Here is a 23,845-nt window from a genome sequence, read left to right on the forward strand (position 1 = left end):
GCCCTGCTGTTCGGGGAGTTGGACCGGGAACGCGCGGGAGGCCCCCGTACGGCTCAGGGCGTGACGATCGGAAAGACGGGGTCAGGCGCGTCCAGGACGGAAAGGAGGCGCTTGAGAAGGGCCGGGGCTCCGGTCATCGTGATGCCGTCCGTGCCCTTCCCGGCGAGCAGGGCGAGCAGCTGCGGTTTGGTCATGGTCATCGTCAGGCCGGCGTCCTCTGCCGCGTCGGCGGAGGTGGTCCAGGTGAGCAGGCCGTTCGCGAGGCGGAGGTGCCAGTAGGTGTCGCCGATGTGCCAGTCGACGGCGAGGCGCAGGTCCCAGGCCTTCGGGCCGTTGACCCGTACGGCCATCGAATCGATCAACTGGCCGACGGTCAGGGCCATATACATGTCGGGGCCGAGGGTGGCGCTGGTGGCCGGCTTGATGCCCTCCTTCAGCTCCTGCGCGGCCATGAGGTAGAAGTTCCGCCACACGGCGTTCTCCATGCCGTGCCCGAGCCGGGTGTAGAGGCCGGCGAGCTCGCGCTTGGCGTCGCGGTCGCCCGGGTCGTTGAAGACCGCGTGGTTGAGCAGGGTGACCGCGAAGCGCAGATCGCCGCGCTCGGCGTAGCGACGGGCCTGGCGGCGGGCCGCGCGCTGTCCACCGAGACACTCCACCCACCGCTTCGCCTCCTCGACGGGCGGGTGCTGCCACAGGTGTGCGGGGTTGGCGTCGAACCAGCCCATGTACCGCTGGTAGATCCCCTTGACGTTGTGGCTGATCGAACCGTAGTAGCCGCGATTGGCCCACACCTGGTCCAGCTGCGGCGGCAGTTTCAGGGTCTCGGCGATCTCGGGGCCCGTACGGCCCTGGTTGATCAGGCGTACGGTCTGGTCGTGCAGGTATCCGTACAGGTCGCGCTGGTGGGTGAGCAGCGCGACGATCGACGCGTCGCCCCAGGTCGGCCAGTGGTGGGAGGCGAAGGCGACATCGGCCTTTCCGGCGTACAGGCCGATGGACTCGGTGAGGTAGCCGGCCCAGGCGTGGGCGTCGCGGACCTGGGCGCCGCGCAGCGTGATGATGTTGTGCATGGTGTGGGTGGCGTTCTCCGCCATGCACACGGCGCGCAGGTCGGGGAAGAGGAAGTTCATCTCCGCCTGGCTCTCGGTGCCGGGCGTCATCTGGAACTCGATGCGCACACCGTCGAGGGTGACCTCCTGCCCGGTGGCGGTGATGTACCGGGTCGGCGGGATCAGGCCGACGGTGCCGAGTGAGACGTTGAGGCCCAGTCCGCAGCCCACCTGCGCCTTGACGCCGATGGGGAGTTGGGCCCCGTACATGTAGGCCGAGCGGCGGGCCATGGCGGGACCGGCGTACACATTCTCGCTGACCGCGTGCTCCATGAAGCCCTCCGGCGCGAGGATCTCCACGCCCTCGGTGCCGTCGGGCAGCACTCCGCGGCAGCCGCCGAAGTGGTCGACGTGGGGATGCGTGTAGATCATCGCCTTGACCGGGCGGGCACCCTTCGGGTCGCGGTGCTCACGGTAGAGCCGGAGCGCGGCGGCGGCGGTCTCCGCGGAGATCAGCGGGTCGATGACGATGAGTCCCGTATCGCCTTCGACGATCGTCATGTTGGACAGGTCCAGGCCGCGGACCTGGTAGATCCGGTCGGTCACGCGGTACAGGCCCTGGCGCGAGAGCAGCCGCGCCTGGCGCCACAGGCTCGCGTCCACGGAGTCGGGCTCGCTCTTCTGCTCGCCAATGAAGCGGTACGCATCCGGGTCCCATGCGACCTTCCCCGCGGCGGTCTTGATGGGCCCCCCGGCGAAGGCCGCGATGAATCCGCGGTCCGCGTCGGCGAAGTCGCCCTCGTCCTCGTACGGCAGGCCTTCGGTGTCCGTCGGCGCGGACGGCAGTGTCCCCCGCGTCTCCGAAACCGCCACCGCGGTCTGCGGGTTGAGCGCGACGGCGGCCGCTGCGGCACCTGCCGCAGCGGCGACGAATCCGCGCCGGTCCATCGACGTCATGGCGCCTCACCTTTGGTGGTCGGTCCGGTACGGGACGCAGCGGTCGACGCCCCTCGGGGGCCACTATTGCAGTCGGACTGCAATAGGAGTCAAGGGTTGGGCGGGTGGGGAGTGCGATACGTGGCGTGATGAGCGCCAGGTGTCTCGGGCAGCGGGTGCAGCCACTATTACGGGGCGCCGAAGAAGAAGCAGATCGCCGTCTGCCGCTCCGATGCCTTCTGGGACACCTGCACGGAGCACGGCATCCGCTGGTGGTGACTGGCCGGCAGGTCAGAACCCCGTGATTCTCGGGTGGAGCGCGAGGACGACGCCGAAGCATCGGATGGAACGCGTCGGGGCCTGCGCCGATCCAGGCGCTCCTACGAGCCCAACAGCGCCCTCAGCGTCCGGGACAGCGCGGTGCGCGCCGTCGCCACATCAAGTCCCCGGCGCGCCCGCAAGTGGTCCCAGGCGGCCCAACCCGACGCGGCCTCCAGGGAGTCGAGGAGGCCTCCGGGACGGCGGGCGGCGGACACGCGTGCCAGTTCGGGGGCGAAGGTGCGGGCCAGGTCGTCGCGGAACCAGGTGTCGCCTTCGGCCATCACCTTGCGCAGACCCGGTGATTCCGGCTCGAGTTGCAGTCCCACCTTGCGGATGGGCGACATCACTTCGTACATGGCGCCGCGCTGCTCGAGCAGCGCCCGCACCTTGCGGCGCACCGGCCACTCGGTCGGCACATCGACGGCGAGGGCACGCCACCGCTCGGCCTGCTGTTCGGCCGCGGTGACGTACAGCGCCTCGCGGTCCGCGAAATGGACGAATACGGTCCGCTCCGAGACGCCGGCCCGCTCGGCGATGGCTTTGCGGGTGGGCTCGCGCTCCCCCTCGGCGACCAGATCGAGCAGCGCCTCCACGAGCACGGCGCGTGTACGCTCCGGGTCGCGCCATCGGCGGCGTCCTGCCGGCGGCGTCGAGCTGCCCGGGTCGTTGTCCTCTGCTGCGGTCACGCGTCCCATCGTGGCAGAGCCGCGCGACCGGTCCGCAGCCATGTGCGGGTCAGCGGACCCGGTCGTAGACGAGGGCGAGTTCGCCGGTCTTCCCGGTCTCCTGGCTGGTCAGCTCCCAGGTCGACGCGGGCAGGCCGTCCTCGAAGAGCCGCTCGCCGCCGCCGGTGATCTCGGGGCAGATCATGAGGTAGAGCCGGTCGACGAGATCGGCGGCGAGCAGCGGCTTGAGGATGCTGGGTGCGGTGTTGACCAGGATGTCGCCCTCGCCGGAGGACTTGAGCTCACGGATCACGTCCACGGCCGGTCCGTCGACCACGCGGGTGCGGTCCCAGGGCGCTTCTGTCAGCGTCCTCGAGAACACCACCTTCTCGGCCCCGATCAGCCACTGCGCGTATCCGCGGTCGCGCGGATCGGCGTTCTCGTCCTCCGCGACCGTCGACCAGTAGCCGACGAACCCCTGCGCGTTGCCCCGGCCGAGGACGGCCGTGGTCTTGCCCTGCCAGATACGGGTGAGATGGTCGCGGGCGACCTCGGTGACGGCGTAGGGGACGATCGCGCCCATGTCGCCGGGCCCTCCGGCCCCGTGGTAGCGGCCGTCGAGCGTGAGGCCGATGTTGGCGGTCACCTTGCGTGCGGTCGGCTTGTTCATGGGTCTTTCCCTTCCTTGGGTCACTGTCTCGTGGTGGCGCTGCGATGGCCGGCTCTTCTTTCCCGTACGGGGAGTTGAGCCGTGGACGCGGTCGAGCCGAAGGTCGAAGAAGTGGTCGCGCTAGCCGAGGACGCGGTCGAGCTGGTCGAGCACCTGCCCCCAGCCGGTCTCGATGCCGGCGATGAACTCCGCCGCGTCGACGACGGTGTCGGTGAGGTGGAGGCCGAGGCGCAGGCGCGTCGCGCCGTCGGCCTCGGTGAGTGTCAGGTCGTACTGGGCGGAGAAGGAGACGCCTCCCGCGGCGTCGCGCACCGCGAGGTCGAAGACGAGGCGCTCGGGTTCCTGCGCCGCGTGCACCCGGCCGGCCGAGCGGTACGTGCCCTCCGCGTCGCGGTAGTCGAGGACCGCTCGACCGCCGGCCTCGGGTTCGAGGAGGCAGTCGGTGATCGTCATGGACGGCGGGGCCCACCAGGAGCCGAGCAGCTCCGGCTCGGTCCAGTGCCGCCAGACCAGGGCGCGGTCCGCTTCGAGGCGGCGCTCGAACACAAAGGTCCGCCCGTCCGCCCAGCGCTCCCCGCCCTCGTGGGCGGCGGCCGACTCCGCCTCGATGGCGGCCTGGTAGCGGGCCAGGACATCGAGCTCGCCCTGCTGCCCGCCCGCCGCCGCGACCAGCGACTGCAGCCTCCGCCCGAAGGCTTCGAGAGGTGCGGCCTCGATCGCGTACACACGCCGCTGACCCAGCGGGTGGACAGTGGCGAGCCCGGCGCGGACGAGGGTCTGCAGGTGCTTGGTGGTCTGCGGCTGCCGCAGTCCGGTCAGCTCGGCCAGTTCACCGACGGACCGGGGACGCCCGGCAAGCAACTCGACGATGCGCCAGCGTGCGGCGTCGCCGAGTGCGGATGCGATGTGCTCCATGCCCCGAAGTATTCTCCAGGTCGAATATACCTGTCAAGGAATATCTCGGAGCAACTGACTTGCCGGCTGCGGTACTTACGCGCCGATGCCCGTCCGCTCGCCCTCACCACCGACCTCACCCGGCAGGAACAGCCGCATCCGCACTTCATCCTCGGGCTCGACGGTGACGGGGATTCCCCAGTGCTCGCTCAGGGCGCGCCCGACTTCGATCAGCCGGAGGCGCTCGGGCGGGGTGTGGGCGGGGTACGAGACGCGGCCGCGGTCGGCGAGCTCGTTGCCGAGCTCCGTGAACAGCGTCCGGCGTACGCGCCGCTCCTCGTCGGGGGTGAGCGGGGTCGTCCCACCTCCGTCACCCACGGGACGGACGTTGTACAGGTCTCGGATCACGGAAGCTCCCGATTCACGGCTGGACTGAGCGGTGCCTTTCATGATGCCTGGCCACGCGCGCACGGTTGCCGCAGGAGGGTTTGCACCACTCCTGGCGGGGGTGCTCCTTGAGGAAGTAGCGCACACAGCGCGGGGCGTGACAGGCGCGGAGCTTGGCGCGGTCGGGGCCGGCGAGGAAGGCGATCGCCGCTCGCGCGAGCACGGCGGTCAGCAGTGCGGCCGGCTCCGCAGGCGCCGCGGGGCGCAGCTCGGCCAGCGGCTCCGCGTCCCAGGTGAAGACCGGCACGACCGGGACCCGGGCCGCCGCTCCGTTCAGCCGGGCCAGCGCCTCGGGCTCCGGCAGCAGGCGGCGCGCGTCGGCGGGGCTGGGCTCTCCCGGGCGTACGGCCTTGGCGAAGAGCGCGCGGACGGCGGCCCGCAGCTCCCGTACGGAGGCGAGGGTGGCCGGGTCCGCGGTGAACTCCCCGATGTCCGGCAGATGTTGACGCACCCAGGCCGTCAGCCCGGCGGGTTCGGTGAGGTCGTCGGCGACGCCTCCGTGGCCGTCGTGGCGGATGGTGAGGGTGAGGTCGAGGACCAGCTGACTGTCCGGCATGGCTCTAATGCTAACGTCCCCATGAACCGTTAACGCTGGAGGTATGGGTGGCCGAGGATCTGCGTCAGCTGCTGCGGGGCATTGAGGTGTTCGCCGATGAACTCCCCGCGTTCGACCCGTCCACCGCACCGGCGACACCCGAGGCGCTCTTCACCGAGTGGCTGCTGCACGCCCTGGACTCCGGGGTGCGCGTGCCGCATGCGATGTCGCTGTCGACGGCGGGGGCGGACGGCAATCCGACGGCGCGGGTGCTGATCCTCAAGAACGTCGATGCCGAAGGCTGGCAGTTCGCCTCGGACAGCGGCGGGGTCAAGGGCCGCGATCTGGCCGAGCGCCCCTTTGCCGCGCTCACCTTCTACTGGCCCGAACTCGCCCGCCAGGTCCGCGTGCGCGGTCCGGTCGTCGCGGCGGGGCGGGAGGCCTCCCGTGCCGACTTCCTCGCGCGGGGCATCGGCGCCCGCGCCGAGTCCCTGCTCGGGCGGCAGTCACAACCGCTGAGCGATCTCGCCGAACGGGACAGCGCGGTGGCCGCGTCCCTCGCCCGCGTCGAGCGGGAGCCCGATCTCGTGGCCGAGGGCTGGCAACTGCTCACGGTGCGGGCCGAGTCGGTGGAGTTCTGGCAGGGCGACAAGGGCCGCCGCCACACCCGCCTGACGTATCTCGCCACCGAGGACGGCGGCTGGCAGCGGCGGTTGCTGTGGCCGTGACCCATGTCGACCACTGGCGCGCCGGACTCACGGAGATCCCCGAGGACGTCTGGCGGCCCGAGGTGGAGGTGCTGCAGCTCGCGGACAACGCGCTCACCGAACTCCCCGCCCGGATCGGCACCCTGCGACGGCTCCACACCCTGGACCTCGGGCACAACCGGCTGACCGAGATCCCCACGGAGATCGGCGAGCTGCCGGGCCTTGCGCGCTTCCTCTATCTGCACGACAACCGGCTCGCCACCCTGCCCGCCTCAGTGGGCCGCCTGAGCCGGCTGCGTTATCTCAATGTCGGCGAGAACCGGCTCACCGAACTCCCCGCCACCCTGGGCGGCCTGACCTCCCTGATCGAGCTGCGCGCGCAGCACAACCGGCTGACCGTCCTGCCGGACGGTCTAGGTCACCTCGGCGCGCTGCGTGAACTGTGGCTGCGCGGCAATCTCCTCGCCGAACTGCCGGACAGCACAGGGCGCTTGACCGAGCTGCGGGAGGTCGAGCTGCGCGAGAACCGGTTCGCGGAGGTCCCCGCCGGTCTCCGGGACCTACCGCGCCTACGGAAGGTCGATCTCCGTTCCAACCAGGTCCGCGATCTCCCGTACTGGATGAGCGAGCTGCCCGCCCTGGAGAAGCTGGACCTGCGCTGGAACCCGCTGGGCGGGGACTGCGCGGTCGTGGACACGCTGGAGCGGCGGGGGTGCGTCGTCCTGCGGTGAGCCCGGGACACCGAGCGCCGGCCGCCGGATGGACTCACCCCCTGGCTCAGGCGCGGCAGCGCAGCAGCTCGAGCGGCGGGTTGACGAACAGGTCCGCCCAGAACTCTTCGCCGTACTCACGGATACCGGCGTCGGAGATGTGCAGCGGCACCCACTCCAGATCGCGGAAACCGCCCGCGGTCAGGGCGTTCTCGTACACCTCGCGGCGCGGGCGGGTGCTCACGAAACTCACCGGGTGGTTCTCCAGGTGCGCGGTCAGGCGCACCCGCGGCCCCATCTCGATCTCCTCGCCGGTCAGTTCGCTGCGGAAGCCGTACTTGTCGATGGAGGGCCCGTCGAAACGGAAGTCGGGTGATTGGTTGAGGAGGTAGAACGCGCCGCCCGGCTTCAGGCTCCGGTGCACATTGCGGCACATCCGCTCCATGGCGGCGCCGTCCTCGGCGTAGTTGAGCAGCTGTACGCCGACGGCGAGGTCGAACTTCCGGTCAAGCTCCCGCAGTTCGGCCGCGTCGCCCACCTCGTAGCGCACGCCGAGCGGCGCGGCCTCCTCCAGTCGCTGCGCCACGGCGACCATCTCGCCGGAGATGTCGATGCCGAGCACGTCCGCGGCACCGCGCCGCTTGAACTCCCGGCTGTAGAAGCCGGTCCCGGACGCGAGGTCCAGGACCGACTTGCCCCGCACGTCCCCGACCAGGGCCAGGACGCTGGGCACCTCTCCGTACTGCGCCAGCGGCAGCGCCTTGAAGCCCTCGAAGGCCTCACCGATCCCGTCGTACAGCTGCGTGCTCTGCGTGCTCATCTCTTGGGCCCCCGCACATCGTCGGTCGCGGCGTGTGCCGCTCGGTGTGAGGAGTACATCGCCCGCCGGGACGCGGCAGCCAGGAGTCGAAGGCATGAAGAGGTCACCGGACCGGGGCCCGGTCTTCGTAGGGATCTACAGGAGACAGCGCCCTGCCGGACTGGCGGTACACACGGCCGCCCGCCCCCTTGGCTCACCTAAGTGAGGTCGAACTCGCCGTCCCGTGCCCCCAATACGAACGCCCGCCACTCGGCGGGCGTGAAGATCAGGGACGGGCCCTCGGGGCGGCCGCCGTTGCGCATCGCGATGAAGCCCTCGACGAAGGCGATCTGCACATCTCCCTGATTGCGGGTGCCCGACTGCCAGTCCGCGCGGCTCAGATCGAGTTCGGGCTTCTCCCAGCCCTCGAAGGGGTGCTGTCGGGTGGTGGTGGTGCTTTCGGCCACGTCCCTGCTCCTCCCGGTATGTCGTCCGCCCGCCAGCCTAGCTTTCGGCGGAGGTGCCGGACAGGCCACGGAAGGAGTACGGCCTGTCCGGCATGGTCCACGTCGGCGCTAGGGCCCGTCCGCCACCGTTCACGTCAGCTCTGCGGCGGCTGCGAGCTCACCGGCGGCCTCAGCTCTGCGGTGGCTCGGATCCCACCAGCCACATGGCGAAGAACTGCGAACCGCCGCCGTACGCATGGCCCATCGCCTTGCGCGCGCCGTCGACCTGGTGCTCGCCGGCCTGACCGCGCACCTGCAGTGCGGCCTCGGCGAACCGGATCATCCCGGAGGCGCCGATGGGGTTGGTGGAGAGCACCCCGCCCGACGGATTGATGGGCAGATCGCCGTCGAGTTCCGTGACGCCGGCCTCGGTGAGCTTCCAGCCCTCGCCCTCCTCGGCGAAGCCCAGGTTCTCCAGCCACATGGGCTCGTACCAGGAGAACGGCACGTAGATCTCGGCGAGGTCGATCTCGCGACGCGGATCCTTGATGCCGGCCTGCTGGTAGACATCGGCGGCGCAGTCCTTGCCCGCCTTCGGCGAGACGAAGTCCTTGCCCGCGAACATGGTGGGCTCCGAACGCATCGCCCCGCCGTGCACCCACGCCGGTGCGTGCGGTGAACGGGCCGCGCCCTCACGGTCGGTGAGGATCATGGCGCACGCGCCGTCGGAGGACGGGCAGGTCTCGGAGTAGCGGACCGGGTCCCAGAGCATCGGGGACGCCTGCACCTTCTCCAGGGTGATGTCTTTCTCGTGGAGATGCGCGTACGGGTTCTTCAGCGCGTTGCGCCGGTCCTTGTACGCCACGAGGGAGCCGATGTGGTCGGGCGCCCCGGTGCGCCGCATGTATGCGCGGACGTGCGGCGCGAAGAAGCCCCCGGCGCCCGCGAGCAGCGGCTGCTGGAACGGGACCGGCAGGGACAGGCCCCACATGGCATTCGATTCGGACTGCTTCTCGAAGGCCAGGGTGAGCACGGTCTTGTGCACGCGGGAGGCCACGAGCTTCGAGGCGACCAGCGCGGTCGAACCGCCCACCGAGCCCGCGGTGTGCACCCGCAGCATCGGCTTGCCCACCGCGCCGAGCGCGTCGGCGAGGTAGAGCTCCGGCATCATGACGCCCTCGAAGAAGTCGGGCGCCTTGCCGATCACGACGGCGTCGATGTCGGCCCAGGTCAACTGGGCGTCCTGCAAGGCCCGTTGGGCAGCTTCCCGGACGAGCCCGGCGATCGAGACGTCCTTGCGGGCGGCGACATGCTTGGTCTGGCCGATACCGACGACGGCCACGGGTTCTTTCGCGACGCTCACTGGGCGTCCCCTTCCAGTACGGCGACCAGGTTCTGCTGCAGACAGGGGCCGGACGTCGCATGGGCGAGCGCGCGGTCGGACTCGCCGCGGTGGATACGTGCCGCCGCCTCACCGATGCGCAGCAGGCCCGCGGCCATGACCGTGTTGGCGGCCAGCGCGCCGCCGGACGGGTTGACGTTCACGTCGTCGCCGAGCTTGAGCGCCTTGCGCAGCACGACCTCCTGCGAGGTGAACGGTGCGTGCAACTCGGCGGTGTCCACGGGCCGTTCGAAGGCACCGGCGCGTTCGGCGGCGAGCCGCGTCGACGGTGAGTCGGTCAGGTCCCGTACGCCGAGGCTGTGCGCCTCGATGCGGTGGTCCATGCCGCGGATCCACGCGGGCCGCGCGCACAGTTCACGCGCCTTGTCCCCGGCGGCCAGCACCACGGCGACGGCGCCGTCGCTGATGGGCGGACAGTCTCCCTTGCGCAGCGGCTGCACCACGTAGTCGCCTTGCGGAACCGAACTCCTCAGCAGGGCATGCGGGTTGTCCGCAGCCGACTCGCGGCTGCGGGCTGCTATCCCCGCGAGCGCCGGCTCGTCGGTCTCCCCGGAGTCGATGAGCGCCTGCGCCTGCAGCGCGGCGAGCGCGACCGCGTCCGGCCACAAGGGAGCCACGTAGTACGGGTCGAGCTGTCGGGTGAGCACATCGCGTACGGAGCCGGGTGAGGACTTCCCGTACGAGTAGACGAGCGCGGTGTCCGCCTCGCCGGTCAGGAGCTTCACCCAGGCCTCGTACATCGCCCAGGCGCCGTCCATCTCCACATGGGACTCGGAGATCGGCGGCCAGGCGCCGACGCCGTCGAGGGTCATGGTGAAGGAGAAGGCGCGGCCCGCGAGATAGTCGGAGGAGCCGGAGCAGGTGAACCCGATGTCGCTGGCGTTCAGTCCGGTCTGCTCCTTGACCTGGTGCAGGACCGGCATGAGCATCTCGACCTCGGACTGCTCGTCCGAGTGGCGCACCTGGTCGCTCTGCGCGAAGGCGACGATCGCTACCTCTCGCATCTACACCAGCTCCTTGTACGTGTCGTAGTCCGCGTCCGGCTCGCCGGTGGGCCGGTAGTGGTCGGGATAGCGCCCGCCCTCGGTCCACACGGGTTCGACCCGCAGGCCCATGCGCACCTGGTCGTACGGGATCCCGGCGATACGGCCGTGCAGGGCGAGGTCGGCGCCGTCGAGGGCGATGTGCGCGTAGACATAGGGCAGTTCGATGTCGAGGTTCTTGGCCTTGACGTTGACGATGCAGAACGTGGTGACGGTGCCGCTCGGCCCGACCTCGACCTCTTCGCGGGTGGCGACTCCGCAGGTGGGGCAGGCGCCGCGGGGCGGGATGTACACCTTGGAACAGGACGGGCAGCGCTCGCCGACCATCTTCCGTTCGGCGACCGAGGTGATGTACGCGGACGCCGCGCGGCCTGGCGAGTACGTGTAGTCGAGGCGGGCGGGCGCGACGATGCCGCTCACCTTGTCCTCGAACTCCCCGTCGTGCGGGGCGGCTTCGGAAGTCTCCTCGCCTTCGTACGGTTCGAAGCAGGCGATGTCCGTGATGGCCCCGGTACGTTCCTCGGCCCAGCGGATCCGCACCCGCATGCCGGTGTGCACGGCGTCCGGGCCGTCGACGTCGAGGGCGTGCAGGAGGGCGGTGTCGGCGCCGTCGAGCTTGACCAGGATCCAGGCGAAGGGCTTGCCGAGCGGCTGGCCCCGGCGGTGCTCGGGGTTCCAGGCCCAGGTGGTGACGGTGCCGGTGGCGCCGACCTCGACGAGATCGCGCAGTTCGTCGGCGGTCACCGGGTCGTATTCGACGGGTGGCACGAGGATCTTGTCGTCACTGGTCTTCACCCCGAGGACCGTGCGTTCGCGCAGTCCGGTGAGGAAGGCGCTCTGCACCGGACCGAGGGAGCGGGTGAAGGGGAACTCGACGACCAAGGGGGCTTTGAGGAGTTCGGGCACGTGCGTGTCTCCTTGTTTCCGTGGGCGTTTGCGGGACCTCGGCTCAGGCGCGCTTGTAGACGGCCGGGCGCTTCTCGGCGAAGGCCTTCGGCCCTTCCTTGGCGTCCTCGGTGGCGAAGATCGGCCAGCCGCGCTCGAGTTCGGACTTGAGGCCCTCGGTCTCGGTCATCTCGGCGGTGTCGTACACGGAGGCCTTGACCGCCTCGACGGCGAGCGGGCCGCAGGCGTTGACCATGTCGGCGATCTCCAGGGCCTTGTCGAGGGCCTTGCCCTCCGGCACTACATTGCCGATCAGGCCGATGGACAGGGCTTCCTGTGCGCTGTAGTGGCGCCCGGTGAGCAACATCTCCAAGGCGTGCGTGCGCGGAATCTGCCGCTGCAACCGGACCGTCGACCCGCCGATCGGGAAGAGCGCCCGCTTGACCTCGCTCAGTCCGAAGGTCGCACTCTCGCCCGCCACGCGGATGTCGGTGCCCTGCAGGATCTCCGTGCCGCCGGCGACGCAGTAGCCCTCGACGGCGGCGATCACGGGCTTCCTCGGCCGGTGATGACGCAGCATCGCCTTCCAGTGCAGATCCGGGTCCTCCTTCATCCGCTCCCGGTACTGCTGCCCGTCCATGCCCTTGCCCGCGAGGGCCTTGAGGTCCATGCCCGCGCAGAAGTCGCCGCCTGCGCCGGTCAGCACGATGGAGCGGATCGAGTCGTCCGCGTCGGCCTCGAGCCATCCGTCGTAGAGGCCGACGAGCAGCGGCAGCGACAGTGCGTTCTTGGCCTCGGGCCGGTTCAGTGTGAGTACCAGCGTCGCGCCTTTGCGCTCCACGGTGAGGTGTTCGGTCCCGCCCATGTGGTGCCTCCCGTCTCAAGACTTCAGCCCTGCCTCGCCCTGGTGCAGGGCCCGTCCGGGGCCGGACTTGACGGTTCGGCCTCAAGACCTAGAACAGGTTGCAGTAGGCGGAGGTCCAGTTCAATAGTTTTCTGACAGCCAGTCAGATTTCTTCGGCGGCACCCCTTCCCAGTTGTCCGGCGCGAGGGTCTAATGACCGCCGAGTAGCCCATTGCCAGGTGCTGTCCGGGGTCAGGAGGAACGGTGGAGTACAACCTTGCCGACCTGTTCGAGTCGATCGTCGACGTGGTCCCGGATCGCGAGGCGCTGGTCTACGTCGACCACCCGGGTACGGGGGCCGAGCGCCGGCTCACGTACCGCGAACTGGACGAGGCGGCCAACCGCATCGCCCACCACTTGGTCGCCTCGGGCCTGAAGCCCGGGGAGCACTTGGGCCTGCACCTCTACAACGGCATCGAGTACGTGCAGACCATGCTCGCCGCCCTCAAGGCCCGCCTCGTACCGGTGAATGTCAACTACCGCTACGTGGAAGAGGAGTTGGTGTACCTCTACCGGGACGCCGACCTCGCCGCACTGGTCTTCGACGCGGAGTTCACGGAGCGGGTGGCCTCCGCGCTGCCCAAGACGGAGAAGCTGCGTCATCTCGTACGCGTGGGAGAGCCGCCCGCGGACGCGCCTGCGCTCGGCCTGACGGAGTTCACGGCCGCGGAGGCCGCCGGCTCGACCGAGCGGGGCTTCGGTCCGCGCTCGGCGGACGACCTGTTCATCATCTACACCGGCGGCACGACCGGGATGCCCAAGGGCGTGATGTGGCGCCAGGAGGACCTGTTCTTCGCGGGACTCTTCGGCGGGGCGCCGTCCGGCGAGCCGGTCAAACGGCCCGAGGAGCTCGCCGAGCGGGTGGCGGCCGGCAGCGCGGGCCTGACCTTCTTCCCCACCCCGCCCCTGATGCACGGCACCTCCACGCTCACCACCTTCGTGGCCTTCGACTACGGCCAGCGGGTCGTCCTGCACCGCAAGTACGCCCCCGAGGAGGTGCTGCGCACCATCGAGAAGGAGAAGGTGTTCAGCGTCTCGCTCGTCGGTGACGCGATGCTCCGCCCGCTGGTGGACGCGCTGCGCGGGCCCTGCAAGGGCACGGACATGTCCTCCCTGTTCAGCCTCTCCTCCTCCGGCGCGATCATGTCGGACACGGTCCGCGCGGAGTTCCAGGAGCTGGTCCCGAATGTCATGCTCCTCAACAACTTCGGCTCCTCGGAATCCGGATCCAACGGGCGCGCAACCGCCGACTCGGGGCCTGAGAAGGGCTTCCGTATCGAGGTCAACGAGCGGACGCAGGTGGTCGATCCGGCCACGTACGAGCCGGTGGCCGTGGGTGAGGTGGGCCGTCTGGCCCAGCGCGGCCACGTACCGCTCGGCTACTACAACGACCCGGTGAAGACCGCCGAGACCTTCTTCCAGAAGGACGACCAGCGCTGGGTGCTGCTCGGCGACATGGCCACGGTGGACGAGAGCGGCATCGTCACCGTCCTCGGCCGCGGCTCGCAGTGCATCAACACAGGCGGCGAGAAGGTCTACCCGGAAGAGGTCGAGCAGGCCCTCAAGTCCCACCCGGACGTCTACGACGCCCTGGTCGCGGGCGTCCCGGACCCGAAGTGGGGCAACCATGTGGCGGCCGTGGTCCAACTCAAGGACGGCGCCGCGGCGTTGACCCTGGACGACATCCAGTCCCACTGCCGCACCCACGTGGCGGGCTACAAGATCCCCCGCCAGCTGGTGGTCACGGACCACATCCAGCGCTCGCCGAGCGGCAAGGCGGACTATCGGTGGGCCAAGGCGTTGGCGGAGAAGGACGCTGGTCTGTAGCGCACTGACGCGCTCGTACGGGGAAGGGGTCCGCCGGGCGGGCCCCTTCTGCCGTATGCGAGGGTCGTCCCCGGGATCCGTATGCGGGAAGGGCGCGGGGTGGACTGGCCGGCATTCGAGGGCGAACTGACGGCGGGTGTCGTCGAGAAGGTGACCGAAGCCGCCGGCACCGGCGGCCGGCTGTACGCGGCCGTTCTCGGCGAGCTCTACGCCGAGACCGATGGCGTGATCAGGCTGCCCATGCTGGGCGCCAACTCCGAAGAGGCGCTGGCGGGCGACGAAGACGTCCGCTGGTGCCTGGCCGACTGGGACACCGTGTGGCACCCCTGGCTGCCCGAGGAACGCTGGGAGTTCTGGGAGCGGACCCTCACCGAGGAGGCCTGCCGGAGCTCGGTGCGGCACTGGGAGCGGACCTTCGCCCGGTACCTGACCACGCTCACCCGGGTGTGCAAGCGGGCCCGTGAGCAACTCCGCGCGAAGGGTGTGACCCACCAGCGCTTCGTCGTGGTCGTGCTGACCGATGACGATGCGGAGGAGGGACTGCTGCGGCGGGTCCTCGGCGGCCGGGAAATGCACCGACTGTTTCCCGCGTACGACGAGGCGGCGGCCTGGACCGCCGAAATGGAGGCGCTGACGCCTCGGGAACGCGCCGTCCACTACCTACGGGCGCTCAGCGACCGGGACGGTCCGGTCGCGTGCGAGGAACTCGAGAAGGACCTGTGCGCGTTGGGGCAGGACGCGGCGCCGGCCCTGATCGACGCCTTGGCCCAGGGCCCGGACCGGTGGCAGGCGGCGAAACTGCTCGCCGACATCGGGGATGCCTCCGAAGAGGTGATCCAGGCACTTTCCGCCGCCCTGCGGAACACCACCGGGCCTGACCAGAGCTGGGCCGCGGTGGCGCTGTCCCGGCTCGGCGGGCTCGATGTGGTGCTGTCCGCCGGCGCCTTGGCGGACGATGTGGTCGTGTCGGCGGTGGCGGCACCGTTCACCTCCTTCCGTGATCACGCCGTATCGCCTCCGCCGCTGGACTACCGGCCGCTGACGCATTTCCTCGACACCCGGCCCGAGCTGAGCGAGGCGCTCCACACGGAACTGCGTCCGGGTTCGAGTTTCTGCACCCTGCGGGCCGAGGAAGTGGGCGCGGCCGTCGATGCCTTGAGGTCCTCCCATGCGGTGGTTCGCCGCCACGCGGTCTGTGTCCTTGCCGAGCGGTCGCTCGGCGCCGCAGTGGGCCGCCGAGTCATTCCGCTGCTGACCGATGTCATGGCCGACGATCCCGACGCCACCACGCGCCGCCTGGCGGTCCTGTCCCTGCACTGGTGGAAGCACGACGCGCACCTCAGGCAGGCTCTGCACGATCCCGACCCCGGGGTGCGGGCCGCCGCGCAGCACTGTCTCGACGAGAACTGAACGAGAACTGAGCGAGAAGGAGTCACCGTGAAGCGCATCGGTCTGATCGGCGTCGGTGAGATCGGCCGGGCCCTCGTCGAGGGCTTGTGCGAGGGCGTCGGCGAAGCGCCGGAGGTGTTTCTGTCGCCGCGAGGCGCCGGGACAGCGGCGGAGCTGGCCGGGTGCCACAGGACCGTGCGTGTCTGCGCCGACAACCAAGCGGTGGTGGACAGTTCGGAGATCGTCCTGATCGCCGTGCGCCGCGAGCAGCGGCACGAAGCGCTCGCCGGGCTGCGCGTGGACGGCGACAAGACCGTGGTCAACGTGATGGCCGGAGTCCGCAACGATGAGCTGCGCAAGTCGCTCGGCGGTGAGGCCCCGATCGTACGGGCCATTCCCCTGCCCACCGTGCGGGAGCGCCGCTCGGTCACGGTGACCTGCCCGTCGCACCCGCTGGTGGACGCTCTGTTCGAGGAGCTGGGCGGCGCGCTTCCCGTCGCCGACGAGGCGGCCTTCGACGTCTTCTCCGCGCTGACGGGGACCCTCACCACGCACTACTCGTATCTCGCCGCACTGACGACGTGGGCCACGGGGCATGGGATCGGTGGCGACGAGGCGGAACGCTACGTACGCAGCCTCTTCCAGGGCGTCGGCCGTTCACTCGGCGACGAGGCCCGTACCCTGCACCAGCTCGCCGCCGACCACGAGACTCCGGGCGGCAACAACGAGCGGATCCGCACCACTTGGTTCGACGCGGCCAACAGCGCGGCTCTCACCACAGCGCTGGACGGGTTGCTCGGCGACCTCGGCTAGTGCCGTGACCGCATAGTTCGCCGGGTTGGTCGTCATGGCGGTCGGATGTGCGGTGACGTCCGATCCGACCGCTGGAGGAGCGGTGGCCGAGCCTGCCCGTGTGCGCAGAGGGACCGCCAGGAGAAGGACGGCGCCGAAGGAGAAGGACTCAGGCGGCGGACGGCTCGATCTGCCCCGCGAAGACGATGACCTGGTCGATGAGGCTCCGCCGGAGATGGACGACGTCCGTTCCCGCCAGGCGGGGGCCTCCATCCGGCGTCGTGAAGACCCACTCGTACCGGGCCCACTCGCCCGGCATGTCCACCGCCGAACAGCGCACCATCGTGCCGGTCCCCGCGGGGTGGCGCCGGATGTCCAGCACGAACCGCTCGACCGCCTCGATCCCCTCACTGCGGCCCAACGGTCCCCAGAAGACCACGTCCGAGGTGAGGGCCTGGGAGAGCAGCGCAGTCACATAGCTGTCGTCCGAGGCGTTGAACGCGGAGATGAAAGTGTCGATCGCGGACCGCGCGGTCTCTTCCTGCTCTTCCTGCATGCACCAGTAATACCAGTCGCCTCGCGGACCGTGCTCGCCCCCTGAGCCGTCTCCCGACCATGGTGAACCAGCCCGGTCACAGCACTAGCCGGGCTCCGCGCTCGTTTCCGCGGGCTCGACGCCCGGTGCCTCGACGGGTGCCGGGCTCACCGCACTGGACGCGCGCCCCGCCCACAGCACCGCCGCGATCAGGAGCGCCCCCGCCCCGACCAGCCACGGCAGCGGCCCCGGTGGCAGGGAGCCGGCCGCGAGGGCGCCGAGGGCACCGACGAGTTGGAGGGCAAGGGACTGTACGGAAAGGGCCGTCGCACGGCCCTCGTTGGTGACGCGTCGGTGCAGCAGCTCGTTCTGGTTGGGGCTTGCGGCGCCCAGGCCTATGTAGACCAGGCAGTAGCCCAGGACGGCCACCACGACAGGGAAGGCGCCGTCCGTCGTGGACGTCACGGCGAGCGCCACAAGGCCGCCTCCCGCGACGGTCAGGCAGACCATCACCGCGCGTGAACCGCTGCCCGTGAGCCGTGCCGCGAGCGGCGCGAAATGGCTGCCGACGCCCGAGCAGACGAACCCTGTGCAGGCGAGGGCCGCGAACAGCACAGCGCCCGACTCGGGCGCTCCGGTCAGGGCCGCGGCACGGCCCGGTGTGAGCAGTTCGAGGGCGCACAGGGCCGCACCCACCGCGGCCGCGGTGAGCAGCACCCGCCGCACGATCCGGTCGCTGCCGCCGAGCCGCAGCCCGCTGACCACGGTGGCGGGGACACCCCGCAGCGTCGCGCCCAGTGTCGTACGGGGCCGGGGCTTCTCGGGCAGCGACGTCATCACGTACACGGCGAACACCAGCGACAGCACGGACGCGATCAGCGCCGGAACGGACAGCGCGAGGATCTGCCCGCCGGTCGCGTCGCTCAACCGCTCCCCCAGGTCGGGCCCGAGGCCGAGCAGCCACGGCAGCGCACCGCCGAGCAGGGTGCCCACGGCGAGCGCCGCCGAGGTGGCAGTGGAGCCGCGTGCGAGTCCGGTGCGCAGGTCGGCGTCCGGGCCCGAGTGGGTCTGCACGGTCTCCACGTACCAGGCCTCGGCGGGCCCGCTGTGCAGCGCGCGGCCGACGCCCTTGAGCGCCATGCCGAGAGCGAGCATCCAGGCGCTGGTGCCCAAACCCACGAACGCGAACGCCAGGCAATCGAAGACTCCGGCCGCGGCCAGTACGGCACGGCGCCCGATGACGTCGGACAGTCCGCCCGTGGGGAGTTCGAGGAGCGCCACGGTGAGCGAGTGCGCCGCGAAGAACCCCGCGATCGCGGCCAAGCCCATTCCGCGCTCGGTGAACAGCAGGATCCCGGGGGCGACGGACAGCCCCGCGGGCAGCCAGAACAGCACACAGACGGTGACGTACCGGCGGCGCGCCACCGCCGGGCTGAGCAGTTCGGTCACGGGAGCCCCCAGGTCGACATGCGGGGGCGGACGGCGTCCCCCTCGCCGAAGAACGGCAAGGCTATGCCAGGGCGCGGGCCGGCAGAAGATCGCGTGCACGACTTCCTGCCCGGCCACTCGCCCGTCCGCACTGCCGGGGTACGGGCCGCTCAGATCCGGAAGATGCGCACCACATGCGGCGTATCGGCGAGGGTGTGCGGCGCGAAGGCGTGGTAGGCCCACACATGCACCCAGGCGTTCCCTGTCCGCAGGGTCAGGACCGACTTCATCATTCCGGGCGCGAAGTAGGTGAGCAGCAGGAAGCTCACCGACAGGAATGCGTCGCCTGGTGTGGTGAACAGGGTCCAGGCGTCCCACAGATGGAAGACGGTATAGGCAAGTCCGCCCAGGACGACGGTGGTTGCTGTCGAGCCGGTGAGCTTGAGCAGCCGCGGCAGCAGGATCGCGTAGAGGAAGACCATCGCGGGCAGGACCGTGCCGGCGAAGTAGAGGGCGAACGCGGCAGGTACGCCGAGGAGCAGTTGGCGTCCGCCGAGGTCGAAGAGCTCGGGCCTGAGCACCGCGAACTGCACCGCCGACTCGACCACGAGGATCACGGCGATCAGCAGGGCGTCGGCCCGGCGGTCGGACGAGCGCAGGTTCAGGTCCTCGGCGCTGTAGCGGCGGCGGAAGAACAGCAGCGGCAGGACGGCGTACACCACCAGGTTGTAGAGAGCCCAGGTGACGGCCTCGGCCGCGCCGACATGTTCATGGGTCCCGTAGAGCGTGCCCGCGAGGTGGAAGCCGAACGGATGCCAGCCGAGCGAGCGCGCCAGTGCGAAGCCGAGGGCGAGGCCGCTCGCTCCGTAAGCGAGCAGAAGCAGGGTCTCCTTCAGGGCGAGGGAGCGCTCGGGTGCCCGCGCGGCCACGTCGGGACGGGTGCGCCGACGGGTCAGGAGGACCGTGACCGCGATGAGGAGCAGCACTTCGGCGAGGGCGACGTTGGCCTCCACCAGGCGTCCGCCGGGCGTGCTTTCGGCGGTGGACGGCCAGTCGAAAGGCAGCCGGTCGTCGGCGACGGCCAGGACGAGCACGTTCACGGTCAGCCAGCCGGCCGCGACCGCCCACAGGACGGGAGAGCGCTGGAGCACCCAGCGTGGCGGGCGGCTGAATTCCGGAGAGTTGGAGCGGGTGGGCTGCATCTGCGCCTCCGCGGGCTCTTCGGCGCGAGTGCACCGGAGCAGTTAACGTAGCACGACTGTGTTATAAAAAGTCCATGCCGAAAGTGGTCGATCCCCAACTGCGCCGCACAGAGCTGGCCGAGGCCGTATGGCGCGTGATCCGGCGTGACTCCCTCGAACACGCCTCGGTGCGCAACGTCGCGCAGGAGGCCGGTCTTTCGACGGGTTCGCTGCGGCACTACTTCAGCAGCCAGTCCGAGTTGATGGTCTTCGCCATGCGTATGGTCATCGACCGGATCGAGCAGCGGATCGAGCGGCGGACTGCCGCGCTCGGCGCGGAGTGCGATCCCCTGCGGCGCGCAGACACCGTCCTCGCCGAGTTGCTGCCGCTGGACGCCGAACGCCGGGCGGAGAACGAGGTATGGCTCGCCTTCACCGCCCGCTCCATGACCGATCCGACGCTGCGCGCTCTGCGCGAGGAGAGCTACGACAGGCTCCGCGCCGGCTGTCGCGGCCTGGTGACCGGACTCATCGGGCCCGGCCGTGACCCGGAGTTGGAGTCGGCCAGGCTGCATGCGCTGGTGGACGGCCTGGCCGTGCACGCGGCGATGCGGCCGGACGCCGCCACCGCGGAATCGATGCGAGCTGTGATCGCCGCCCATCTGTCGGAGCTGCGTACGGAGGTCTGAACGGCCGGGTGGCTTCCTTTCGGCCCGGCGGGCGTCAGACGCCAAACTCCCGTACAGCCGCGAGGAATTCGCGCGGGCTCTCCTCGTGTACGAGGTGTCCGGCGTCGATCGTGACGAGGCGGGCGTTCGGCAGCGCGGTGGCCATCGCGGCGATCTGGTCCTGGGGGACGTGGCTCTTGGGGCCGCCCGCGATCACGAGCGTGGGCGTCGTGATGTCTGCATACCCGGCGCGCCAGGCCGGATCGGGGTCGTTGAGGTCCCGATCGGTGTCGGGCACGATCGGCCAGTCGAAGTCGAGGTCGCCCTCGGGGCGTTCGGCCGGTCCGCGGTGCGGGTCGAGGGGCACCATGGCAGGGGCCTCCTCGATGACGAGGCGGCCGACAAGGTCCGGCTGCTGCTGTGCGAGCAGCCAGGCGGCGGCCCCGCCCATCGAGTGGCCGATCACCGTGGCGCCGGCGAGGCCCAGTTCTTCGATGAAAGCGCGCAGATCGTCACGGAAGCCGGCGAACGAGTACGTGCCAGGCCAGTCGCTGAGGCCGTGCCCGGTGAGGTCGAGCGCGTACACGCGGTGGTCGGCGGCGAGTTCGCCTGCGATGTCCGTCCAGTCGCGGCGATCGGCGCCGCGGCCATGGACGAGGATGACGGGCGGCGCGGTCTCCGGGCCGCTCACTGTGTAGGCCAGGCGCCCGCGTGGGGTGCGTGCGCTGTGCACGGACGGGTCGAAGAAGGCGGCGACCGTACGGCGGAAGGCACCCGGATCGTCCAGCCAGGGGAAGTGCCCGGCGCCGGGCTGCACGTCGAACTGCGCCCTGTGCAGGACCTTGTCCAACTCACGGGCGACCTGCGGGCGCGGACCACCGTCCAGCTCCCCGCTCAGGACCAGTACGTCCGCCTCCAGCGACGCGAGTGCGCCCCGGGTCGCCGGCGGATCGAAGGCACCCTCCGACCCGTACTGCAGCGCGGCCTCCATGTTGATCTGCACGGGGCTGTCGGCCGCATGCGCCTGCGCCCGGTCGTCCCACCGCCCGTAGAAGAAGGCCTGGAAGGGCCCTTCCGCCTCCTCGCCGCGCATCCGGGCCTCGAAGACGGGCCACGCCTCCTCGAACCACGGCTCACCGGTCCGCAGGCGCGCGGCATCGAGCCGCTGTTCGGGAGTGACCTTGATGCCGACGGCCCACAGTGTCGGCGTGATCAGCGCGAGCTGCCGCACCCGCGCCGGGTGGGCGGCCGCGTACAGGAGCGCGAGGTTCGAACCCGCCGAGTGAGCGAGCAGGTCGACGCGTTCGAGGCCGAGATGCACCCGTAGTGCCTCGATGTCCCCCACCTGCCGGTCGCAGCGATACGTGGCGGGGTCGGCCGGTGCGTCCGAGTCGCCCGTGCCCCGCAGGTCCAGGAACACCAACTGCCGGTGCGCGTCCAGCCCACCGAGGTCGCCGAGGTAGGCACTGGCGCGCATCGCTCCGCCCGGCACGCAGACCAGCGGCTCGCCGGTGCCCGCCGTGCGGTAGGCGAGGCGGGTTCCGTCGGGGGCTGTGAAGGTCGGCATGGCGTGATCTTCACAGCGTGGCCGTCGCCCTGGCAAGACAATTCACCAGCGGTGAACGCACCCGCCCGCGGATGCCCCGGAGGGTCTTGAGAGACTGCCGCTGTGTATGCATCGACGCAGGTGGGCGAGCGCTTGGCGCTACGGGCCGCCGAACCGGACGACCTCGAGACCATCGCCGAACTGCGCGCCGTCGTCATGCGCCCGGACCTCGAACGCCTCGGCCGCTTCGACGCCCACCGGGTCCGTCAGCGCTTCCGCGACGCCTACATCCCTGAGCACACCTCCGTCATCCTCAGCGACAACGTCTTCGCCGGATGCGTGGCCGTGCGCCCCGCCGACGACTGCCGGTGGCTGGAGCACTTCTACCTCCATCCCGACCTGCAGGGCCGCGGCGTCGGCACCGCAATCCTGCGCACCGTCCTCGCGGCGGCCGACGCGACCGACACGCTCGTGCGCCTCAACGTCCTGCAGGGCAGCCCCGCCCGGCGCCTGTACGAACGGCACGGTTTCGTCCTGGAATCCGAGGATCCGGTGGATGTGTTCATGGTGCGGCACCCGACCGGGGGATGAGACCGCCTACAGCACGCGCAGTGCCTCTTCGGTGTCGCGCTCGCGTCGGGCCAGAGCGTGCAGGACGGCCTGATCGCCATGACGTTCGCGGGCTGCCGCGATCAACACATCGACCGCGATGGACAGTGCGGCTTCGGGCGCCGGGCAACGCACACCCGCACTCAGCGCCAGATCGTCCAGATGAACAGCCAGTTCTACGCACCGGGTCCCAAGATAGCCGTCCAGCAGCATCTCCTCCCCCGGCCGATGAAGCACGGCCACCCGCCGATCGGCCGGCTCCTTGCCCAATCGGTCCGCAAGCCGTCGCCACACGATCTGCGCCTGCTCGGCGACAGCCGTGGGACCGGCTGCTGCAGTTTCCTCACTCCGCGCCCGCACACCGACGTTGAGCGCCGAGTCGGGGACGGAGGTGCCCACGAGCCTGGCGTAGTAGTGCACCGGGGACACCGGTTCCGCGCTGCCCACCTCGCCGTCGAGGAACCACTCGACCTGAAGGACGCTGCGCGCAAGGTGGCCGGCCAGTCCGCCCACGGACATCCCGGGCAGCACGGACTCCTTGTCCCAGCAGCGGGCCACCTCTTCAGCGGCCAGGAGTTGCACCGCACATTCCGCAGCCTGCAGGTACGCCTTGCGTATCTCCGTAGTCATGCCGGCATCTTGCCCGTACGAAGATCACGGCAGCCGAGGCGTCCGCATGCTGGTCACTCCGTCCGGCATACGGACCGCACCCGACCTGGGGCGGAGGGAAGAGTCACCCCTAGCCCTCCGTTTCCCCGAACAACTGCCGCACCGTGGTCCGGTAGTTGGTCTGCACGTGCGTCAGGGCGCTCGCGCGGGCCCGGTCACGGTCGCCCGAGGCGAGGGCCGCGTACAGCTCGTGGTGCTCCTCGAGGAGCGTGCGCCACTCTTCGTTGCGCCGCGTCATCCAGCGCATCCGGCCGTCGACCGGCTCCATCACCGACATCAGCAGCCCATTGCCCGCCATGGCGAGGATCCGGTCGTGGAACAGGGTGTTGACGTCCGTGATCGTCTCGGCGTCCTGGGCCTCGGTGGCCACGGTCGCCCGGTCGAGCAGCTCCGCCAGATCGGCGAGCGCCTCCGGGGTGGCCCGCTCGGCCGCGAGCCCGGCGGCGTAGACCTCCAACGCCTCGCGGAGTTCGAAGAGTTCCTGGACGTCGGTGGCGTCCAGGCGCCGCACCAGCGCACGCCGCGGCGACTCGAAGTACACGAAACCCTCGGCGACCAGGGCGCGCACCGCCTCTCGTACCGGCACCCTCGACACCCCGAAGCGCTCGGCCAGTTCCCGCTCGACCAGACGGTCCCCGGGGCGCAGCCGGCCGGCGACTATGTCCTGCCGCAGCTCGGCGAGCACCTTCTCACGCACGGCGCCCAGCGCGCGTTCAGCAGTGGTCATGAGCTCATTTAACCTGCCGCGACCCAAATGCACGTGGCCGGGGGCGAGATGGGCCGGACCC

25 protein-coding genes are annotated in these 23,845 nt (G+C 70.4%); 7 read left to right on the plus strand and 18 right to left on the minus strand.

Annotated features, from left to right (window positions below):
• Positions 1 to 53: 53 nt before the first annotated feature.
• The 6 genes from ABT367_RS15165 to ABT367_RS15190 form a co-directional block, all read right to left on the minus strand.
• Positions 54 to 2,006, minus strand: a complete 1,953-nt coding sequence (locus ABT367_RS15165; protein WP_352253369.1) for an alkyl/aryl-sulfatase — start codon at positions 2,004 to 2,006, stop codon at positions 54 to 56.
• Positions 2,007 to 2,365: 359 nt separating this feature from the next.
• Positions 2,366 to 2,992 carry a TetR/AcrR family transcriptional regulator gene (locus tag ABT367_RS15170; RefSeq protein WP_352253371.1) on the minus strand — a complete coding sequence of 209 codons (627 nt, stop codon included), beginning with the start codon at positions 2,990 to 2,992 and terminating at the stop codon, positions 2,366 to 2,368.
• A gap of 49 nt (positions 2,993 to 3,041) precedes the next feature.
• Positions 3,042 to 3,641: a dihydrofolate reductase family protein gene (locus ABT367_RS15175; protein WP_352253373.1), complete on the minus strand. Its 600-nt coding sequence runs from the start codon at positions 3,639 to 3,641 to the stop codon at positions 3,042 to 3,044.
• 120 nt (positions 3,642 to 3,761) lie between these two features.
• The gene (locus ABT367_RS15180) at positions 3,762 to 4,556 is read right to left on the minus strand and encodes a metalloregulator ArsR/SmtB family transcription factor (protein WP_352253375.1); all 795 of its coding nucleotides are present in this window, start codon (positions 4,554 to 4,556) and stop codon (positions 3,762 to 3,764) included.
• Positions 4,557 to 4,631: 75 nt separating this feature from the next.
• A complete protein-coding gene (locus ABT367_RS15185) occupies positions 4,632 to 4,943 on the minus strand; it encodes a hypothetical protein (RefSeq protein WP_352253377.1) in 312 nt (103 codons plus the stop codon).
• A 13-nt stretch (positions 4,944 to 4,956) separates the two neighbouring features.
• A complete protein-coding gene (locus ABT367_RS15190) occupies positions 4,957 to 5,538 on the minus strand; it encodes a CGNR zinc finger domain-containing protein (protein WP_352253379.1) in 582 nt (193 codons plus the stop codon).
• A 47-nt stretch (positions 5,539 to 5,585) separates the two neighbouring features.
• Between ABT367_RS15190 and ABT367_RS15195 the strand changes: the two genes are divergently transcribed.
• Together ABT367_RS15195 and ABT367_RS15200 are read left to right on the plus strand one after the other, a co-directional pair.
• On the plus strand, positions 5,586 to 6,245 hold the full coding sequence (locus ABT367_RS15195; RefSeq protein WP_352253381.1) for a pyridoxine/pyridoxamine 5'-phosphate oxidase: 660 nt from the start codon (positions 5,586 to 5,588) through the stop codon (positions 6,243 to 6,245).
• The gene (locus ABT367_RS15200) at positions 6,242 to 6,955 is read left to right on the plus strand and encodes a leucine-rich repeat domain-containing protein (RefSeq protein WP_352253383.1); all 714 of its coding nucleotides are present in this window, start codon (positions 6,242 to 6,244) and stop codon (positions 6,953 to 6,955) included. Before ABT367_RS15195 ends, ABT367_RS15200 begins: the two co-directional genes overlap by 4 nt.
• Before the next feature lie 46 nt (positions 6,956 to 7,001).
• Here the strand turns inward: ABT367_RS15200 and ABT367_RS15205 are convergent, their stop codons facing one another.
• The 6 genes from ABT367_RS15205 to ABT367_RS15230 form a co-directional block, all read right to left on the minus strand.
• The gene (locus ABT367_RS15205; protein WP_352253385.1) at positions 7,002 to 7,754 is read right to left on the minus strand and encodes a class I SAM-dependent methyltransferase; all 753 of its coding nucleotides are present in this window, start codon (positions 7,752 to 7,754) and stop codon (positions 7,002 to 7,004) included.
• A 197-nt stretch (positions 7,755 to 7,951) separates the two neighbouring features.
• On the minus strand, positions 7,952 to 8,200 hold the full coding sequence (locus ABT367_RS15210; RefSeq protein WP_352253387.1) for a DUF397 domain-containing protein: 249 nt from the start codon (positions 8,198 to 8,200) through the stop codon (positions 7,952 to 7,954).
• 169 nt (positions 8,201 to 8,369) lie between these two features.
• Positions 8,370 to 9,542: a thiolase domain-containing protein gene (locus ABT367_RS15215; protein ID WP_352253389.1), complete on the minus strand. Its 1,173-nt coding sequence runs from the start codon at positions 9,540 to 9,542 to the stop codon at positions 8,370 to 8,372.
• Positions 9,539 to 10,585 (minus strand): thiolase domain-containing protein, encoded by a 1,047-nt coding sequence (locus ABT367_RS15220; RefSeq protein ID WP_352253391.1) that lies wholly within the window; start codon positions 10,583 to 10,585, stop codon positions 9,539 to 9,541. The genes ABT367_RS15215 and ABT367_RS15220 overlap by 4 nt, the downstream gene beginning before the upstream one ends.
• The gene (locus ABT367_RS15225; RefSeq protein WP_352253393.1) at positions 10,586 to 11,530 is read right to left on the minus strand and encodes a Zn-ribbon domain-containing OB-fold protein; all 945 of its coding nucleotides are present in this window, start codon (positions 11,528 to 11,530) and stop codon (positions 10,586 to 10,588) included.
• 43 nt (positions 11,531 to 11,573) lie between these two features.
• Positions 11,574 to 12,374, minus strand: a complete 801-nt coding sequence (locus tag ABT367_RS15230) for a crotonase/enoyl-CoA hydratase family protein (protein ID WP_352253395.1) — start codon at positions 12,372 to 12,374, stop codon at positions 11,574 to 11,576.
• Between the two features lie 243 nt (positions 12,375 to 12,617).
• Here ABT367_RS15230 and ABT367_RS15235 point away from each other — a divergent pair, with 243 nt between their 5' ends.
• The 3 genes from ABT367_RS15235 (at position 12,618) to ABT367_RS15245 (ending at position 16,442) form a co-directional block, all read left to right on the plus strand.
• Positions 12,618 to 14,240, plus strand: coding sequence for an acyl-CoA synthetase (locus ABT367_RS15235; protein WP_352253397.1), 1,623 nt, complete (start codon positions 12,618 to 12,620; stop codon positions 14,238 to 14,240).
• A 99-nt stretch (positions 14,241 to 14,339) separates the two neighbouring features.
• The gene (locus tag ABT367_RS15240) at positions 14,340 to 15,650 is read left to right on the plus strand and encodes a HEAT repeat domain-containing protein (RefSeq protein WP_352253399.1); all 1,311 of its coding nucleotides are present in this window, start codon (positions 14,340 to 14,342) and stop codon (positions 15,648 to 15,650) included.
• A gap of 27 nt (positions 15,651 to 15,677) precedes the next feature.
• Positions 15,678 to 16,442, plus strand: a complete 765-nt coding sequence (locus tag ABT367_RS15245; RefSeq protein WP_352253401.1) for an NAD(P)-binding domain-containing protein — start codon at positions 15,678 to 15,680, stop codon at positions 16,440 to 16,442.
• 148 nt (positions 16,443 to 16,590) lie between these two features.
• Here ABT367_RS15245 and ABT367_RS15250 read toward each other — a convergent pair whose 3' ends face one another.
• The 3 genes from ABT367_RS15250 to ABT367_RS15260 all read right to left on the minus strand — a co-directional run bounded on the left by ABT367_RS15250 (position 16,591) and on the right by ABT367_RS15260 (position 19,586).
• Positions 16,591 to 16,977 (minus strand): nuclear transport factor 2 family protein, encoded by a 387-nt coding sequence (locus ABT367_RS15250; protein ID WP_352253403.1) that lies wholly within the window; start codon positions 16,975 to 16,977, stop codon positions 16,591 to 16,593.
• Positions 16,978 to 17,061: 84 nt separating this feature from the next.
• A complete protein-coding gene (locus tag ABT367_RS15255; protein WP_352253405.1) occupies positions 17,062 to 18,405 on the minus strand; it encodes an MFS transporter in 1,344 nt (447 codons plus the stop codon).
• A 149-nt stretch (positions 18,406 to 18,554) separates the two neighbouring features.
• Positions 18,555 to 19,586 (minus strand): hypothetical protein, encoded by a 1,032-nt coding sequence (locus ABT367_RS15260; RefSeq protein WP_352253407.1) that lies wholly within the window; start codon positions 19,584 to 19,586, stop codon positions 18,555 to 18,557.
• Between the two features lie 74 nt (positions 19,587 to 19,660).
• On the opposite strand from ABT367_RS15260, the gene ABT367_RS15265 reads away from it, so the two are divergent.
• Positions 19,661 to 20,254, plus strand: coding sequence for a TetR/AcrR family transcriptional regulator (locus ABT367_RS15265; protein ID WP_352253409.1), 594 nt, complete (start codon positions 19,661 to 19,663; stop codon positions 20,252 to 20,254).
• 34 nt (positions 20,255 to 20,288) lie between these two features.
• On the opposite strand, the gene ABT367_RS15270 is transcribed toward ABT367_RS15265, so the two are convergent.
• Positions 20,289 to 21,800, minus strand: a complete 1,512-nt coding sequence (locus tag ABT367_RS15270; protein WP_352253411.1) for an alpha/beta fold hydrolase — start codon at positions 21,798 to 21,800, stop codon at positions 20,289 to 20,291.
• A gap of 102 nt (positions 21,801 to 21,902) precedes the next feature.
• Here ABT367_RS15270 and ABT367_RS15275 point away from each other — a divergent pair, with 102 nt between their 5' ends.
• Positions 21,903 to 22,370: a GNAT family N-acetyltransferase gene (locus ABT367_RS15275; RefSeq protein WP_352253413.1), complete on the plus strand. Its 468-nt coding sequence runs from the start codon at positions 21,903 to 21,905 to the stop codon at positions 22,368 to 22,370.
• Positions 22,371 to 22,376: 6 nt separating this feature from the next.
• Here ABT367_RS15275 and ABT367_RS15280 read toward each other — a convergent pair whose 3' ends face one another.
• The gene (locus ABT367_RS15280) at positions 22,377 to 23,018 is read right to left on the minus strand and encodes a maleylpyruvate isomerase N-terminal domain-containing protein (RefSeq protein ID WP_352253415.1); all 642 of its coding nucleotides are present in this window, start codon (positions 23,016 to 23,018) and stop codon (positions 22,377 to 22,379) included.
• 109 nt (positions 23,019 to 23,127) lie between these two features.
• Complete coding sequence (locus ABT367_RS15285; protein WP_352253417.1) at positions 23,128 to 23,784, minus strand: GntR family transcriptional regulator; 657 nt, start codon at positions 23,782 to 23,784, stop codon at positions 23,128 to 23,130.
• Positions 23,785 to 23,845: the final 61 nt, after the last annotated feature.

Origin of the sequence: Streptomyces mesophilus, assembly GCF_040300965.1 — a bacterium.
Lineage (GTDB): Bacteria > Actinomycetota > Actinomycetes > Streptomycetales > Streptomycetaceae > Streptomyces > Streptomyces mesophilus_A.